The sequence below is a fragment of the Kluyvera intermedia genome (genome assembly GCF_021440345.1).
Classification (GTDB): domain Bacteria; phylum Pseudomonadota; class Gammaproteobacteria; order Enterobacterales; family Enterobacteriaceae; genus Kluyvera; species Kluyvera intermedia_A.
The window spans coordinates 12,125-28,199 of record NZ_JAKCNS010000022.1 but is presented as its reverse complement, the minus strand read 5'-3'; the positions used below and the strand labels follow the sequence as shown (position 1 = coordinate 28,199).

Below are 16,075 nucleotides of genomic sequence, written 5' to 3'. Positions count from 1 at the left end.
ATTCATGTATCTGTAATGCATTAATGCCAGAAAACCCCTATACTCAGCGCTGTATTTTTTTGTATACAACGGTACTCACAGGAGTTTTAAATGACAGGTTCATGGTTACGTTTATTTGCAGGGGCGACATTAACGCTTTCCGTCGCAGGTCACGCGCTGGCGGATGAAGCCAAAATTACCGTATTTGCCGCCGCGTCGCTGACTAACGCGATGCAGGATATTGCCAAAGAGTACAAAAAAGAGAAGAACGTTGAGGTTGTCTCCTCTTTTGCTTCTTCTTCTACCCTGGCTCGCCAGATTGAAGCAGGCGCACCGGCCGATCTGTTTATCTCCGCAGATCAAAAATGGATGGACTACGCGGTTGATAAAAAAGCTATCGATACCGCAACCCGCGAAACGCTGTTGGGCAACAGTCTGGTAGTGGTCGCGCCAAAAGCCAGCGCACAGGGCGATATCACCATTGATGCGAAAACCAACTGGACCAGCCTGCTGAAAGGCGGCCGTCTGGCGGTTGGCGACCCGGAACACGTTCCTGCGGGCATCTATGCGAAAGAAGCGCTGCAGAAACTCGGTGCCTGGGAAACGTTGTCACCAAAACTGGCGCCAGCGGAAGATGTGCGCGGGGCCCTGGCCCTGGTTGAACGTAACGAAGCTCCGCTGGGCATCGTTTACGGTTCTGATGCCGTTGCCAGCAAAGGTGTTAAAGTTGTTGGGACTTTCCCGGAAGACTCGCACAAGAAAGTGGAATACCCGATTGCCATCACCGATGGCCATAAAAATGCAACCGTCTCGGCGTTTTATGACTACCTGAAAGGGCCGCAGGCGTCTGAAATCTTTAAACGTTACGGATTCACGACTCGCTAATGATATTGTCCGATCCCGAATGGCAAGCGGTTCTGCTGAGCCTGAAAGTGTCATCCCTGGCCGTGGTATTTAGCCTGCCGTTTGGGATCTTCTTTGCCTGGCTGCTGGTGCGCCGCAACTTCCCCGGTAAGGCGCTGCTCGACGGCCTTATCCATCTGCCGCTGGTGTTACCGCCGGTGGTGGTCGGTTATTTGTTGCTGGTCGCAATGGGGCGTCGCGGTTTTATTGGCAGCTGGTTGTATGACTGGTTTGGCCTGACCTTTGCGTTTAGCTGGCGTGGCGCGGTGATGGCTGCGGCGGTGATGTCTTTCCCGCTGATGGTCAGGGCCATTCGCCTGGCGCTGGAAGGCGTTGACGTTAAGCTCGAACAGGCCGCACGTACGCTCGGCGCGGGGCGCTGGCGGGTGTTTTGCACCATTACGCTCCCGCTGATGCTGCCCGGTATTATCGTCGGTACGGTGCTGGCATTTGCCCGTTCACTGGGCGAATTCGGCGCGACCATTACGTTTGTCTCTAATATTCCCGGCGAGACCCGCACGATCCCATCTGCCATGTACACCTTGATTCAGACTCCTGGCGGTGAAAGCGCGGCGGCGCGTCTGTGTCTGATTTCTATCGTCCTGGCGCTGATTTCCCTGATGATTTCTGAATGGCTGGCGCGTCTTAGCCGCCAGCGGATAGGAGCGTAACCGATGCTGGAGCTGAACTTTAGCCAGACGCTGGGCACGCACTGTCTGCAAATTAATGAATCCCTGCCAGCCTCCGGGATTACCGCCGTGTTTGGCGTCTCGGGTGCGGGTAAAACCTCGCTCATCAACGCGATTAGCGGCCTGACACAGCCGCAGCAGGGGCGTATTGTCCTTAATGGCCGAGTGCTGAACGATGCGGAGCAGGGCGTGAGTCTGGCGCCGGAGAAGCGGCGTATCGGCTATGTATTCCAGGATGCTCGACTCTTTCCTCACTATAAAGTACGCGGGAATCTGCGCTACGGCATGGCAAAAAGCATGGCCGATCAGTTTGATAAGCTGGTGGCGCTGCTGGGTATTGAATCACTTTTGGATCGCCTGCCCGGCAGCCTTTCCGGCGGCGAAAAACAGCGCGTCGCGATTGGACGCGCACTGTTGACCGCACCAGAACTGCTGCTGCTTGATGAGCCGCTGGCTTCGCTGGATATTCCGCGTAAACGTGAACTGCTGCCGTATCTACAGCGTCTGGCGCGCGAAATTAATATCCCGATGCTTTACGTCAGCCATTCTCTGGATGAAATTCTGCATCTGGCGGATAAAGTGCTGGTGTTAGAAGGCGGGCAGGTCAAAGCCTTTGGCAATCTGGAAGAGGTCTGGGGGAGCAGCGTGATGCATCCGTGGCTGCCGCAGGATCAGCAAAGCAGCATTCTGCGCGTGACGGTGCTGGAACATCACCCGCACTATGCGATGACCGCGCTGGCGCTGGGCGATCAGCATATCTGGGTGAATAAACTCGATAAACCGCTGCAAAGCGCGGTGCGGGTGCGTATTCAGGCGACCGACGTGTCGCTGGTGCTCCAGCCCTCGCAGCACACCAGTATTCGCAACGTCCTGCACGCCAAAGTCCTGCAGTGTTATGACGATAACGGCCAGGTTGAAGTGCAGCTCGACGTCAGCGGACGTACGCTGTGGGCGCGAATCAGCCCATGGGCAAGAGATGACCTGGCGGTGAAACCAGGTCAATGGCTCTATGCGCAGATAAAGAGCGTCTCGATCACCGCCTGATTACAACAGGTGCTGGTTGATATAGTCGGCGATGGCATCGGTGGTGTTATCGCCGATGACGACATTAGCGCGGGCTTTTACCGCGTCATCGGCATTGCCCATCGCCACGCCGGTTCCGGCAGCTTCCAGCATACTGATATCGTTAAAGTTGTCGCCAAAGGCAATCACATCCTGCATTGACCAGCCCTGAGCGGTGACAAACTGCGTCAGGCGCTTACCCTTGCTGTTACCCTGGCGGGCGATATCTACCTGATCGTGCCAGGACCATTCGCACTCCAGCTGCAGCGTCTGCTCAACGTGTTTGGCGAAATCCTGCAGTCTCTGGCCATTTTCATCGGTGAGGGCAAATTTCCACACGTTTTTAACGTCACGCGCGGCCTGAGCCAGGGAGTCGACCTGGGTAAAGGATGGGCGTTGGTTTTCCGGCAGAGTCAGCGCCCAGTTGCTGGTGCGAGTGACGTGCCCGGTGGGGTGCTGGTACATCATGGTATCGTCGACGTACATCAGTCCGTGAATCTGATGCTCATCAAGCAAACTGATTAACTGCTGGGCTTTTTCTACCGGCATTGGATCGGCCTCCAGTATTTTTTTTGCTTGATAATCATACAAATAGGTGCCATTACAACAAATTGCAGGTGTATCTAACGCCAGTGCCTGATAAAAAGGATGAATGGCAACGTGGTGACGACCGGTCACAATCATTAATTGGTACCCCGCGGCCCGGGCTCGATTCAGCGCTTCCAGAGAAGAGGGGAGCAGAGTTTTCTTTGGCGTCAGGAGCGTTCCGTCCAGATCCAGGGCAATTACACGTGCAGTCATAGTCAGGTCTCGAGTTTAAGAGAAAATTCGCTGTGCAGGATGGTACACCCAGATACCTGTGCGGCAAAATGGTGTGAAGCAGGCGCCGAAAAGCCGCCGCAAATTCTACGTTTTCGTAAAAGGAGTATTCATGAAACAGACCGTTTATACCGCCAGCCCGGAAAGCCAGCAGATCCACGTCTGGACGCTGAACCAAGACGGCAGCCTGACGCTGGTACAGGTGGTGGATGTGCCAGGCCAGGTGCAGCCGATGGTCGTCAGTCCTGATAAACGCTTCCTGTATGTTGGCGTCCGCCCGGAATTCCGCGTGCTGGCCTACCGTATCGCTCCGGATGACGGTGCGCTGACCTTCGCTGCCGAAGCGCCGCTGCCGGGCAGCCCAACCCATATCTCCACCGACCGTAAAGGCAACTTCGTATTCAGCGCTTCCTACAATCAGGCCAACGTCGCCGTTATTCGTCTGGAAGATGGCCTGCCGCGCGATACCGTCAACGTCGTTGAAGGGCTTGAAGGTTGTCACTCGGCGAATATCACCCCGGATAACCGTACGCTGTGGGTTCCGGCGCTGAAGCAGGATCGCATTTGCCTGTTCACCCTCAGCGATGATGGCTTCCTGGCCGAGCAGTGTCCGGCGGAAGTGACCACCGTAGAAGGGGCGGGCCCGCGCCATCTGGTGTTCCATCCGAACGAACAGTACGCCTACTGCGTCAATGAGCTCAACGGCACCGTAAATGTCTGGGAGCTTAAAAATCCGCACGGTGAAATTGAATGCGTGCAGACGCTGGATATGATGCCAGCTGATTTCTCCGACACTCGCTGGGCGGCAGATATTCACATTACGCCGGATGGCCGTCATCTGTATGCCTGCGACCGAACTTCCAGCTTGATCACGGTATTCAGCGTTTCGGAAGACGGCAGCGTGCTGTCGCTGGAAGGTTTCCAGCCGACCGAAACTCAGCCGCGTGGCTTTAACATCGATCACAGCGGTAAATATCTGGTGGCCTCCGGTCAGAAATCTCACCATATCGCGGTGTATGAAATTGCCGGTGAGCAGGGACTGCTGCAGGAAAAAGGTCGCTATGCGGTAGGGCAGGGGCCGATGTGGGTGGTGGTTAACGCCCATTGATTTGCTGATTGATGCGGAGCTGACAAAGCCTATTGGCTTGATTTACGGCTCCCCGTTTTGCGTATCGCCAATAAAAAAGGCCCATGATTTCATGGGCCTTTTATCTTTACAGCAAGATTACTTCTTCGGTTCAGCCACGATGTGACTGCCAACACCGCGGTTGTTATATTCCCACATGCGGTTGAAGTTGCGGTCGTTCAGATCGCGTTTCATCTGGCCTTTCTCGTCCTGCGCGCCGATATTGCCGCTGAACGGACGTTTTGATACTGCGGCATCCGCCCACGGTTTCGCCACGTTGAAGCCTTCGTTAATCACGCTATCGCGAATAACGACCTGGCCGTTGGTGTTGCTGTCTACGTCCAGAGAACGACCCAGCTGCGCCACGCCTTCACCGGCTGCGGTGAAGCGGCTGTTGGTCGCCAGGAAACCGTAGAAAATGTTGGACTGGGTCGCCGGGGCAAACACGTAGCCTTCCTGCTGGGTGCGAGAATTCACCACGCGGAAGTCGGTGTTGTCAAAGACCACCGCGCCGCGACCGGAGACGATATCTACATCGCCTTCGAGGTAGCTGTTGCTCACCAGCGTGCGGGTCTGACGGTTGTTCTGCAGACGGTTATCAACGCCACTGTTGGTGACGAAGAAGGTATTCTGACGACCCAGAATGTTGACGTTATTCAGCTGGGTTTTGTCGCCATCGGTACGCAGTGCTACCGCCTGGTGCGTTCCAGCATCAACGCTGTCGCCCAGATTGTTTTCGATAGTCAGGTTCTGCAATTGCAGACCGCTATTTTGTGACCACACCACCGCAGAACACATTACGCCGATAGTCGCGCTACGCTTGCTCTGGCAGTTATCAAACATGTACCACGCCGGTTTGCCTGGCATGTATTTACCGCCTGGGTTCACCAGACGACGCCAGTCCGCTGGGCTCATTTCGGAATCCACCGCCAGACCGATTTTCACGTCGACCGCTTTATCGCCGGTACCGTAAATCGTTACGCTGCCCGGTGCCGCAGGAATATATACGGTGCCCTGATATTCGCCCGGCATAACCGCAATGTACTGACGTGCGCTGCTGTGGCGGGTAATGGCAGCATCAACCGCGGCCTGAACCGTCGTATGCGTTACGCCCTGGGTACCGGCAGGCCCAACCACGAAGTCCGCTTTCGCCGGAATAGCGATAGATGACGGTGTCCAGGCGGCGGCCTTAGGATCGAGCGATGAGAAATAATGCGCGGCGGTAAAGTTCTGCGCTTCATCTGCTGACAGTACCGGACGGGAAGACGTTCCAGGTGCGGCCTGGTCAGACGGACGCTGATCCGCAGGCGTTGAGCTGCAAGCCGTCAGTGTCACGCCAAAAGCCAATGCCAGCGCCAGACGAGAAACCGATAAAGTGTTCATGTTGCTCCAGGCTAGTTAAGTGAATGTGAATCCTGTAAAAAAAGCCTTTTTATACTAAGTTGAACGAAACGGGAAGATAAACTGGCAAAAAAATCACCTGTTTTTTTGACAGCTCAGGTATGGGGAAGAAAAGGGGGAAATTTCGAGCAAACAATAGCGGTAAATCAACGGCCTCATAAAGCCGTAGCGGGGTGGCCCTGTACTTTCTCATGGCCACCTAAAAGGCTTTTTTATGCGTCAGACTGGTAATTAAATCGGTGATGCTGAGCACCAGCGTCGAGCGAACCATTTGCTGATAGCGCTGTTCTTGCATGGTAATGAGTGATTCATCAACCACATCCTCTGGCAAATGCAGCGTAGGCTGCGGCGGCAGCGCCGTCATACAGTGCAGCATGTTGATAGGCCCAAGGATTTCATCGTCGGTAAAGCTGTAAATCGTATTTTCGGTCAGCAATTCGTTGTTGAGCGCAATCAGCAGTTCGATGTCTTCGTATTCATCGCGGCTAATAACGCCCATCGCGTAGATGAGCTTGAGGCGTACCGAGAGGTTTGCCAACGGGCCGCTACCTTCCAGCAACGGTTCCACCGCGTATTTGACGGCGTAGTCATCTTTGCGAAAGGCCTGAAGAATCAGCAGGTCTACGGCTTCGGCCAGGAGTCCAACGGCGGTCTGAATAAATCCGGTGAGCGTCTGGCGTGCATTAAGTCGTTCCAGAACGCGATTTTCAACCGCCTGATTTTTATAAAGATCGGAGTCATCCATTGTGGTCATCATCGTGGTGTCATATTCCGCAGCGCGCGGCTTCTCTGGCGCCGGTGTCGCCGGACGATGTGTGTTTTCTTCGGGTTGCGCAGCTAAGCGCAGGCGATTGTGTTTCATCTTATCCTTCTTATTCTGGCGCTGCCGGTATACGGCAGCGCCAACCACTAAGGTGGCATCATGCCTTGCGTTGCATGGCGTTATACACATTCGCTATCTGGGCGACAAGTTTTGGCTGATCGTTAAGACCGCAAAGCTGAATAATGGCGTTAACCACGCCATTTTCGTGTAATAACGTCGCCATCTCTTGAGCCTGTGGGTCATTAAGGCTGCGATAGCTCAGCGCAGCGGCAATGCCCATCACCAGGTTTGCGTTGGGAAGACCATACTCCAAAGTCCCTCGCAGCGGCTTGATGAGACGATCGTTTTCGCTCAGTTTGCGCAGCGGCTGGCGGCCGACGCGTTCAACATCGTCATGCAAATAGGGGTTTTCAAAGCGGGCTAAAATCTTGTCGATATAGGCCGCATGCTGCGCCGGATCGAAGCCGTAGCGTTTAATCAGTACGTCACCACTTTCCGCCATGGCACTTTTCACCACCTGACGAATCGCCGGGTCGAGAATAGCGTCGCGGATGGTCTGATGCCCTGCCAACTGGCCGAGATAGGCGGTGATGGCATGGCCGGTGTTAAGGGTAAACAGTTTACGCTCAATGTAGGCCATCAAATTGCTGGTTGGTTCCATTCCAGCAATATTCGGCAATTGTCCTTTGAACTGAGTGCTATCGACAATCCATTCGCTAAAGGTTTCCACCGTCACGTCCAGCGGATCGTCGTTCGCCGCCGCGCTTGGCGGAACAATACGGTCCACGGCGGAATCGACAAAACCGACATGCTCTTCAACCCAGGCATGAAGCTCGGCAGGGATAGCCTCGAGCACATGATTTTTGAGCTGACTGGTGCCGCGCACCATGTTTTCACAGGCGATGATGTTCATCGGCTGCTGGTTGCCACTGGTGTGGCGGGCTATCAGCCCCTGTGCCAGCGTGTTGGCGATTTTACTGAGCACCTGCGGGCCAACGGCGGTGGTAATCATATCGGCTTGCGCAATCTGTTGAATGGCATCCGGGCTGTTGCTATTAATCGCGCGGATATGGCTGACCTGTTCGACGCGTGCCTGTTCGCCGACCACGTTGACCTGGTAATGCTGCTGGTGGGCAAGCTGATCGATTAACGGCTGGTTGACGTCGGCAAAGGTTAATTCTGCCTGCGCATCGGCCAGCAGTTTACCAATAAAACCACGACCAATATTCCCTGCGCCAAAATGAATTGCTTTCATAAATGTTACTCCGAAAAAGTCTTTCCGTATCAGGGGGCGAATGGCCCCCGAAACCTTACGCTGCTTGCTCGCCGGACAGGATCTGCAAGATTTCCTGTACGCTGCTGGTCTGCGTCAGACGTTCGATAACGTCTTTATCATCCAGCGCGTTGGCTAAGCGGGCGATAACCTGCACGTGTTCGTTATTGCGGGCGGCAATGCCGATAACCAGACGGGCCACGTCGTCCGGCTCATCGCCGAATCGAACACCCTGCGGATACTGGCAAATGACGATCCCGGTGCGCAGCACGCGGTCTTTGGCTTCTACGGTGCCGTGTGGGACGGCGATGGACTCTCCCAGATAGGTGGTGGTTAGCGCTTCCCGCGCCAGCATGGCGTCGATGTAGTCCGGCTCTACGTAACCGCCGGAGACCAACATTTCACCGGCAAAGCGGATGGCCTGGGCTTTATTGTCGGCGGTGAGGTTCAGGAAGATGTTGTCAGCGCTCAGTTTAAACAGATTCTCATCGCGCTCGGTGCCGGCGAAGGTTTCATCGTTGGCCGCGATAATGCTTTGGTTAATCAGCCGACCGTCGTTGGCTGCGGGTGGCATTTTGGCAGCCAGCAGGCGGGTCGTGAGATCGGTGTACAGTCCGCTATCGAGGAAGTTGCTCAGCGAAATATGCATCGCCTGCGGTGCATGGCGCATGGCTCGCTCGGTTAAATCCTGATGGGTAATGACCAAATCTACGTCGTCAGGAAGGCTGTTGATGGCACAGTTGCTGACCGAAATGTGGGTCAGACCGGCATCTTTCACCTTCTTACGCAGGACGCCAGCACCCAGGGCGCTTGAGCCCATGCCGGCATCACAGGCCACGATAATTTTGCGAACGTGCTGCAGGTCTTTCGACAAATCGAGAGCCGGAGCTGGAAGTGGCTGCTCGCCAGACGTTTTGCCGCCAGATTTAGACTGCTGCTTCAACGCCTGCATGCGGCGAGTCGCTTCAGACAGACCGTTGCTCTCTTCATCGCCAACGCGAACTCGCTTAAGCAACATGGACGCGGTGAGGAACGACACCAGCGTGGAGGCAATAATCGACAGTGCAACGCCAATCAGCGACGCTTTTGGCGTCATCAGCAGGACCGCGAAAATGGAGCCAGGAGACGCTGGGGATACCAGGCCCGCGTTGAACAGGGTGAGGGTGAACACGCCGGTCATGCCGCCGAGAATCACCGCCAGAATCAGGCGCGGGTTCATCAGCACATACGGGAAGTAGATTTCGTGAATACCGCCGAAGAAGTGAATAATTGCCGCGCCGCCAGCCGACTGCTTAGCGCTGCCTTTGCCAACAAACATATAGGCTAACAGTACGCCGAGGCCTGGGCCTGGGTTTGCTTCAATCAGGAAGAAGATCGATTTGCCGGTTTCAGTCGCCTGCTGAATACCCAGCGGCGAGAAGATGCCGTGGTTAATGGCGTTATTGAGGAACAGGATTTTTGCCGGTTCAACAAACACAGAGGTCAGCGGCAGCAGGTTGTTCTGCACCATGACGTTCACGCCCGATGCCAGCACTTTTGACAACACTTCAACCATTGGGCCAATCGCCATAAAGGCGAGCATAGCCAGCAGCATGCCGATAATACCGGCCGAGAAGTTGTTCACCAGCATCTCAAAACCGCTTTTGATTTTACCGTCTACCCAGCGGTCAAAGCGCTTAATCGCCCAGCCGCCGAGCGGGCCGGCAATCATGGCACCCATAAACATTGGCATATCGGCACCGACGATAACGCCCATCGTGGTGATAGCGCCGACTACGCCACCGCGCTCGCCGCCAATCAGACGACCACCGGTGTAGCCGATGAGCAGCGGCAGCAGATAGGTGATCATCGGGCCAACCAGCTTGGCTAACGTATCGTTAGGCAGCCAGCCCGTCGGAATAAATAAAGCGGTAATCAAACCCCAGGCAATGAATGCGCCAATATTGGGCATCACCATATTGCTGAGAAAGCGGCCAAAATTCTGTACCTTGACCTTGATATCTGGTGATAACATAAAACACCCCTCGTGGTGCGCGTAAAGATGTTACGCGTCGTAATAGTTGTGGTGGTTTCGCCAAAAACCATCCAGTCGTTCTGTATGCAAAATCGACTCTATCACGCCGTTATCATCTCGCGTACTCGAGGGGGATTTGTGATCTTGGTCACCAACTAAACCCCCGTTCACCCACCTTTTAAGTGATGGTGATCACATTAACTTCTGTAATTTCGCTACAATGTTAAAAATAGAGGCCTTATCGGCGATTTTTTGTGATGTTAGTCACCTTTATTTTTGGCGTCTTTGTTTTTAAATTGTGACAGCATTCACAAGATGTTTTTCGTGACTCCTCTCTTCTCCCGTTTTTCTCCTTCGGCCGGTCAATTTACGTCATAAAATTACAAATCTCAGATCACGGATATAAAAAAGCCCCGCACGGTTTACCATGCAGGGCTGAGAAGGTCGGGCGGGTATTAGCTAAACAGCGCGGTCAGCGAGGCGCTCGCCAGGCTGTGGAAGTGGACGTTAAACCCGACCATAGCGCCGCTGGCACCCTCGTCAACGTCGATTTTGTTTACGTCGAGTGCGTGTACGGTAAAGATATAGCGGTGGGTTTCGCCTTTTGGCGGTGCCGCGCCGCCGTAGCCGGCTTTGCCAAAATCGGTACGGGTTTGCAGGGCACCCGCCGGTAAGGCGACTAAGTCAGAGCCGGCACCCGCTGGCAGTTCACGGGTGTCTGCCGGAATATTGGCGACAATCCAGTGCCACCATCCGGAGCCGGTTGGCGCATCCGGATCATAGCAGGTCACGACAAAGCTTTTGGTACCGGCCGGGACGTCGTCCCAGGCCAGATGCGGAGAGATGTTTTCGCCATCATAGCCCATCCCGTTGAAGACCTGACGTTGGGGAAGTTTCTCACCGTCGCGCAGTTCGCGGCTGACTAATTTCATTGACTGCCTCCTTTGTTAATCTACTGATTAACGAAGGAGTTTAATGCTTATTTCGCGGTGTTGCTGCTGCTATTGGATAAAAAATGTTTCCTGCTCGACGGCCAAACAGACCGCGCGCGTCAAGCGGGTGAGCTGTTGCGGGCTAATGAGGTACGGCGGCATCAGATAAATCAGGCGGCCAAACGGGCGGATCCACACCCCTTGCTCGACGAAGAAACGCTGTAGCTGCGCCATGTTCACCGGATAGCGTGTTTCGATAACGCCAATTGCGCCCAGCACGCGCACGTCGGCGACCTGCGGCGAATCCACCGCCGGTGCCAGTTCGCGCTTGAGCTGCTGCTCAATGGCGGCGACCTGCGTTTTCCATTCACCGCTCTCAAGGATAGCGAGACTTTCCGCCGCCACGGCGCAGGCCAGCGGGTTGCCCATAAACGTCGGGCCGTGCATAAAGCAGCCCGCTTCGCCGTTGCTGATGGTCTCTGCGACGTCACGCGTGGTGATGGCTGCCGATAGGGTCATGGTGCCGCCGGTCAAGGCTTTCCCCAAGCACAGAATATCGGCGCTGATGTCCGCGTGTTCGCAGGCGAACAGCTTGCCGGTGCGGCCAAAACCGGTGGCAATCTCATCGGCAATCAGTAGAATGCCTTCCCGGTCGCACATCTTGCGGATCCGCTTGAGCCACTCCGGATGATACATGCGCATCCCGCCCGCGCCCTGCACGACAGGTTCGAGGATCACCGCCGCAATTTCCGAGCGATGCGCCGCCATCAGGCGCGCAAACGCCACCATATCGTATTCATCAAACTCGCCGTCAAAGCGGCTGTGCGGCGCCGGGGCAAACAGGTTTTCCGGCAGGTAGCCTTTCCACAGACTGTGCATCGAGTTATCGGGATCGCACACCGACATCGCACCGAAGGTATCGCCGTGGTAGCCGTTGCGGAAGGTGAGAAAACGCTGGCGCGGCTCGCCTTTGGCCTGCCAGTACTGCAAGGCCATCTTCATCGCCACTTCCACCGCTACCGAACCGGAATCGGCGAGGAACACGCACTCCAGCGGCTCCGGCGTCATTGCCACCAGCTTGCGACACAGGGCCACGGCAGAAGGATGGGTTATCCCGCCAAACATCACGTGCGACATCTGGTCAATCTGCGCCTTCATCGCCGCGTTCAGACGCGGGTGATTGTAGCCATGAATAGTCGCCCACCACGATGACATACCGTCAACCAGACGCTCGCCGCTGGCCAGCTGCAGCTCGCAGCCTTCGGCGGAGACAATCGGGTAAACCGGCAGCGGTGCGGTCATGGAGGTGTAGGGATGCCAGATGTGGCGCTGATCGAAGGCGAGATCGTCCGTTGTCATAATCGACTTGTAAACCATTTTGAAAAGTTTTAGGTTTACGAGTATAAACCGATCCGAAAATTAACAAAACCCCCGGAGAAGCCAATGGCTCACCCTTTACGCTGGACAATGTCGCAGGTCACCGCTCTTTTCGAAAAACCGCTGCTGGATTTACTGTTTGAAGCGCAGCAGGTTCACCGTCAACATTTCGACCCTCAGCAGGTGCAGGTGAGTACGCTGCTGTCGATTAAAACCGGCGCCTGCCCGGAAGACTGTAAATACTGCCCGCAGAGCTCGCGCTACAAAACCGGGCTGGAAAGCGAGCGCCTGATGGAAGTGGAGCAGGTGCTGGAATCCGCTCGCAAAGCGAAGCTGGCAGGCTCCACCCGTTTTTGCATGGGCGCGGCGTGGAAAAACCCGCACGAGCGCGATATGCCGTACCTTGAGCAGATGGTGCAGGGCGTGAAAGAGATGGGGCTGGAAGCCTGTATGACGCTGGGCACGCTGTCCGACAGTCAGGCGGGACGTCTGGCGTCGGCGGGCCTCGATTACTACAACCATAACCTCGACACCTCGCCGGAATTTTACGGCAATATCATCACCACCCGCAGCTATCAGGAACGTCTCGACACGCTCGACAAAGTGCGTGAAGCCGGGATCAAAGTGTGCTCCGGCGGTATCGTAGGCCTGGGCGAAACGGTGACTGACCGTGCCGGGCTGCTGCTGCAGTTGGCCAATCTGCCAACGCCGCCAGAGAGCGTGCCGATCAACATGCTGGTGAAGGTGAAAGGAACCCCGCTGGCCGATAACGAAGACGTTGATGCGTTTGATTTTATTCGCACTATCGCCGTGGCGCGTATCATGATGCCAACCTCCCACGTGCGCCTGTCTGCCGGTCGTGAGCAGATGAACGAGCAGACCCAGGCGATGTGCTTTATGGCCGGTGCCAACTCGGTGTTCTACGGCTGCAAACTGCTGACCACGCCAAACCCGGAAGAGGACAAAGATCTGCAACTGTTCCGCAAGCTGGGTCTCAACCCGCAGCAGACCATGGTCACCGCGGGTGATAACGAACAGCAGCAGCGTCTGGAACAGGCGTTGATGACGCCGGATACCGAGGAATATTACAACGCGGCGGCGGTATGAGCTGGCAGCTGAGAATCGAACAAGCGGTCGCCGAGCGGCGGGAAGCACAGGCATTTCGCCAGCGCCAGCCGCTCACGCAGGGGGCGGGGCGCTGGCTGGTCCGTGACGATCGTCGTTATCTGAATTTTTCCAGTAATGATTATCTGGGCTTAAGCCAGCATCCACGGGTGATCCAGGCCTGGCAGCAGGGGGCCGAGCGTTACGGCGTGGGTTCCGGCGGCTCGGGGCACGTCACCGGCTATCACCAGGCGCATCAGCGGCTGGAAGAAGAGCTGGCCGGCTGGCTGGGCTATGACCGTGCACTGCTGTTTATCTCCGGATTCGCCGCCAACCAGGCGGTGATTGCCGCGCTGGCCGGACGCGAGGATCGCATTGTTGCCGACCGTCTCAGCCACGCTTCGCTGCTGGAAGCTGCGGCGCAGAGCCCGGCGCAGCTGCGACGTTTTCAGCACAATGACAGCCAGCATCTCGCTCGCCTGCTTGCCGCTCCGCTCACAGGGCAGCAACTGGTAGTGACCGAAGGGGTGTTCAGCATGGACGGCGACCGTGCGCCGCTGGCCGATATTGCCAGCGCCACGCGAGCGGCCAACGGCTGGCTGATGGTGGATGATGCGCACGGTATTGGCGTTGACGGGGACAACGGTCGTGGCAGCTGTCAGCAGCAGGGCGTTCATCCGGAGCTGTTGATTGTCACGTTTGGCAAAGCCTTCGGCCTCAGCGGCGCGGCGGTATTGTGCAGCCACGCGGTAGCGGACTACTTCCTGCAGTTTGCCCGTCATTTGATTTACAGCACCGCCATGCCCCCGGCTCAGGCAGTGGCGCTGCAGGCGGCGCTGGCGGTTATTCAAAGCGATGAGGGCCAACAGCGGCGAGAAACGCTGTCACAGCACGTGGCGGATTTTCGTCACGGGGCCAGCGACCTGGCGTATCCGTTGACCGATTCGCTCAGCGCCATTCAGCCGCTTATCGTCGGCGATAATCAGCATACGCTCCAGCTGGCAGTGCGGCTGCGCGAACAGGGCTGTTGGGTGACGGCGATTCGCCCACCGACGGTTCCCGCCGGTACCGCACGCCTGCGTCTGACGCTGACCGCCGCGCATGAACCGCAGGATATTACGCAGCTGCTGGAGGTACTGCATGGCGAGCGTGGATAAACAGGCGGTAGCAGCGGCGTTTGGCCGTGCCGCCGCCCACTACCATCAGCACGATGAGCTGCAGCGCCTGAGCGCGGCGTATCTGCTGGCCCAGCTGCCATCGGCGTCGTTCGCGCGAGTGCTGGACGCTGGATGCGGGCCCGGCAGCTACAGCCGCTACTGGCGCGACCAGGGAAGCCACGTCACCGCCCTTGATCTTTCCGACGACATGTTGCAGCAGGCGCAGCGCCTGCAGTCGGCAGACCGTTATGTTCAAGCGGATATCGAAGATATTCCGCTGCCGGAAGGCGGTTTTGAGCTGGTGTGGAGCAATCTGGCGGTGCAGTGGTGCAGCGATATTCGCGTGGCGCTTGCCGGGCTTTATCGCCAGCTGAGCCCCGGCGGCACGCTGGCGTTTACCACGCTAACCGCAGGTTCTTTACCCGAACTCAATCAGGCCTGGCGAGCTATTGATAGCCATCCGCATGCGAATCGTTTTCTGTCCGAAACAATGCTGCGCGACGCGCTGGCAGGCTACCGCCATCAGGCGACGTTAACCTCTATCACACTGTCGTTTCCCGATGCGTTAAGCGCCATGCGTTCGCTGAAGGGGATCGGCGCGACGCACCTCCATCAGGGGCGCAGCAGTCAGCCATTAACGCGCGGCAGGTTGCAGCAGCTTCAACTGGCATGGCCGTCGCAGGCGGGTGAATGCCCGCTGACTTACCATCTTTTTACAGGAGTAATTACGCGTGATTGAACGCTACTATGTGACCGGCACCGATACCGAGGTGGGAAAAACCGTTGCCAGCACCGCGCTTTTGCAAGCGGCAGGTCTGCTGGGACGACGCACCGCCGGATATAAGCCGGTGGCCTCCGGCAGCGAAATGACGCCAGAGGGATTGCGCAACAGCGATGCGCTGGCGCTGCAGCGTAACAGCGTCGTGCCGCTCGATTACGATGTGGTGAACCCATACACCTTCGCGGAACCCACCTCGCCGCATATCGTCAGCGCCGATGAGCAGCGTCCGATTGAAGCCAGCGTGCTTTCAGCCGGATTGCGTTCGCTGGAAGGGCAGGCGGATTGGGTGTTGGTGGAAGGGGCCGGAGGCTGGTTTACGCCGCTGTCGCCGACGCTGACGTTAGCGGATTGGGTGAAGATGGAACAGCTGCCGGTGATTCTGGTCGTTGGTGTGAAGCTGGGCTGCATTAACCATGCGGTGTTAACTGCGCAGGCGGTGCAGCAGGCCGGGCTACGGCTGGCGGGGTGGATTGCTAATGATGTGACGCCGCCGGGCCGTCGACATGCCGAATATCTCAGTACGCTTCAGCGGATGCTACCAGCCCCTATGCTGGGTGAAATTCCATGGCTGGGCGACGCAGTAGAGACTCAACCGCTGGGGCACTATCTTTCACTGACCGCCCTCTGACGTTGCT

15 protein-coding genes are annotated in these 16,075 nt (G+C 56.7%); 8 read left to right on the top strand and 7 right to left on the bottom strand.

All coding sequences use genetic code 11. The features are described 5' to 3' along the window. The first annotated feature begins 90 nt into the window (after positions 1–90). From modA to modC, 3 genes are read left to right on the top strand one after another with little or no spacing between them, the layout of a single operon-like run. Positions 91–864, top strand: coding sequence for a molybdate ABC transporter substrate-binding protein (modA, locus tag LZ634_RS07310; RefSeq protein ID WP_234503504.1), 774 nt, complete (start codon positions 91–93; stop codon positions 862–864). Beyond that, a complete protein-coding gene (modB, locus tag LZ634_RS07305) occupies positions 864–1,553 on the top strand; it encodes a molybdate ABC transporter permease subunit (protein ID WP_234503502.1) in 690 nt (229 codons plus the stop codon). Before modA ends, modB begins: the two co-directional genes overlap by 1 nt. Before the next feature lie 3 nt (positions 1,554–1,556). Then, entirely contained in the window at positions 1,557–2,615 is a 1,059-nt protein-coding gene (modC, locus tag LZ634_RS07300; RefSeq protein WP_234503500.1) for a molybdenum ABC transporter ATP-binding protein ModC, read from the top strand. Here modC and LZ634_RS07295 read toward each other — a convergent pair whose 3' ends face one another. Beyond that, positions 2,616–3,434, bottom strand: a complete 819-nt coding sequence (locus LZ634_RS07295; RefSeq protein WP_234503497.1) for a pyridoxal phosphatase — start codon at positions 3,432–3,434, stop codon at positions 2,616–2,618. Between the two features lie 130 nt (positions 3,435–3,564). Between LZ634_RS07295 and pgl the strand changes: the two genes are divergently transcribed. Next, positions 3,565–4,560 carry a 6-phosphogluconolactonase gene (pgl, locus tag LZ634_RS07290; RefSeq protein ID WP_234503494.1) on the top strand — a complete coding sequence of 332 codons (996 nt, stop codon included), beginning with the start codon at positions 3,565–3,567 and terminating at the stop codon, positions 4,558–4,560. A gap of 117 nt (positions 4,561–4,677) precedes the next feature. Here pgl and LZ634_RS07285 read toward each other — a convergent pair whose 3' ends face one another. The 6 genes from LZ634_RS07285 to bioA form a co-directional block, all read right to left on the bottom strand. Beyond that, positions 4,678–5,961, bottom strand: a complete 1,284-nt coding sequence (locus tag LZ634_RS07285) for a putative acyl-CoA thioester hydrolase (RefSeq protein WP_234503491.1) — start codon at positions 5,959–5,961, stop codon at positions 4,678–4,680. A 217-nt stretch (positions 5,962–6,178) separates the two neighbouring features. Beyond that, on the bottom strand, positions 6,179–6,841 hold the full coding sequence (locus tag LZ634_RS07280) for an MltR family transcriptional regulator (protein WP_414467731.1): 663 nt from the start codon (positions 6,839–6,841) through the stop codon (positions 6,179–6,181). Between the two features lie 58 nt (positions 6,842–6,899). Continuing rightward, positions 6,900–8,057, bottom strand: coding sequence for a mannitol-1-phosphate 5-dehydrogenase (locus LZ634_RS07275; RefSeq protein ID WP_234503488.1), 1,158 nt, complete (start codon positions 8,055–8,057; stop codon positions 6,900–6,902). Between the two features lie 55 nt (positions 8,058–8,112). Further along, positions 8,113–10,089 carry a PTS mannitol transporter subunit IICBA gene (locus tag LZ634_RS07270; RefSeq protein ID WP_234503485.1) on the bottom strand — a complete coding sequence of 659 codons (1,977 nt, stop codon included), beginning with the start codon at positions 10,087–10,089 and terminating at the stop codon, positions 8,113–8,115. 455 nt (positions 10,090–10,544) lie between these two features. Next, positions 10,545–11,021, bottom strand: coding sequence for a kinase inhibitor (locus LZ634_RS07265; RefSeq protein ID WP_234503484.1), 477 nt, complete (start codon positions 11,019–11,021; stop codon positions 10,545–10,547). 69 nt (positions 11,022–11,090) lie between these two features. Continuing rightward, the gene (gene bioA / locus LZ634_RS07260) at positions 11,091–12,380 is read right to left on the bottom strand and encodes an adenosylmethionine--8-amino-7-oxononanoate transaminase (protein ID WP_234503482.1); all 1,290 of its coding nucleotides are present in this window, start codon (positions 12,378–12,380) and stop codon (positions 11,091–11,093) included. Between the two features lie 84 nt (positions 12,381–12,464). Here bioA and bioB point away from each other — a divergent pair, with 84 nt between their 5' ends. Genes bioB through bioD form a run of 4 tightly spaced genes read left to right on the top strand, consistent with a single transcriptional unit; the run spans position 12,465 to position 16,068 of the window. Next, entirely contained in the window at positions 12,465–13,505 is a 1,041-nt protein-coding gene (bioB, locus tag LZ634_RS07255) for a biotin synthase BioB (RefSeq protein WP_234503480.1), read from the top strand. Then, the gene (gene bioF, locus LZ634_RS07250) at positions 13,502–14,659 is read left to right on the top strand and encodes an 8-amino-7-oxononanoate synthase (protein WP_234503478.1); all 1,158 of its coding nucleotides are present in this window, start codon (positions 13,502–13,504) and stop codon (positions 14,657–14,659) included. The genes bioB and bioF overlap by 4 nt, the downstream gene beginning before the upstream one ends. Continuing rightward, on the top strand, positions 14,643–15,398 hold the full coding sequence (gene bioC, locus LZ634_RS07245; protein ID WP_234503475.1) for a malonyl-ACP O-methyltransferase BioC: 756 nt from the start codon (positions 14,643–14,645) through the stop codon (positions 15,396–15,398). The genes bioF and bioC overlap by 17 nt, the downstream gene beginning before the upstream one ends. Then, positions 15,391–16,068 (top strand): dethiobiotin synthase, encoded by a 678-nt coding sequence (gene bioD / locus LZ634_RS07240; RefSeq protein WP_234503473.1) that lies wholly within the window; start codon positions 15,391–15,393, stop codon positions 16,066–16,068. Before bioC ends, bioD begins: the two co-directional genes overlap by 8 nt. Positions 16,069–16,075 lie beyond the last annotated feature (7 nt).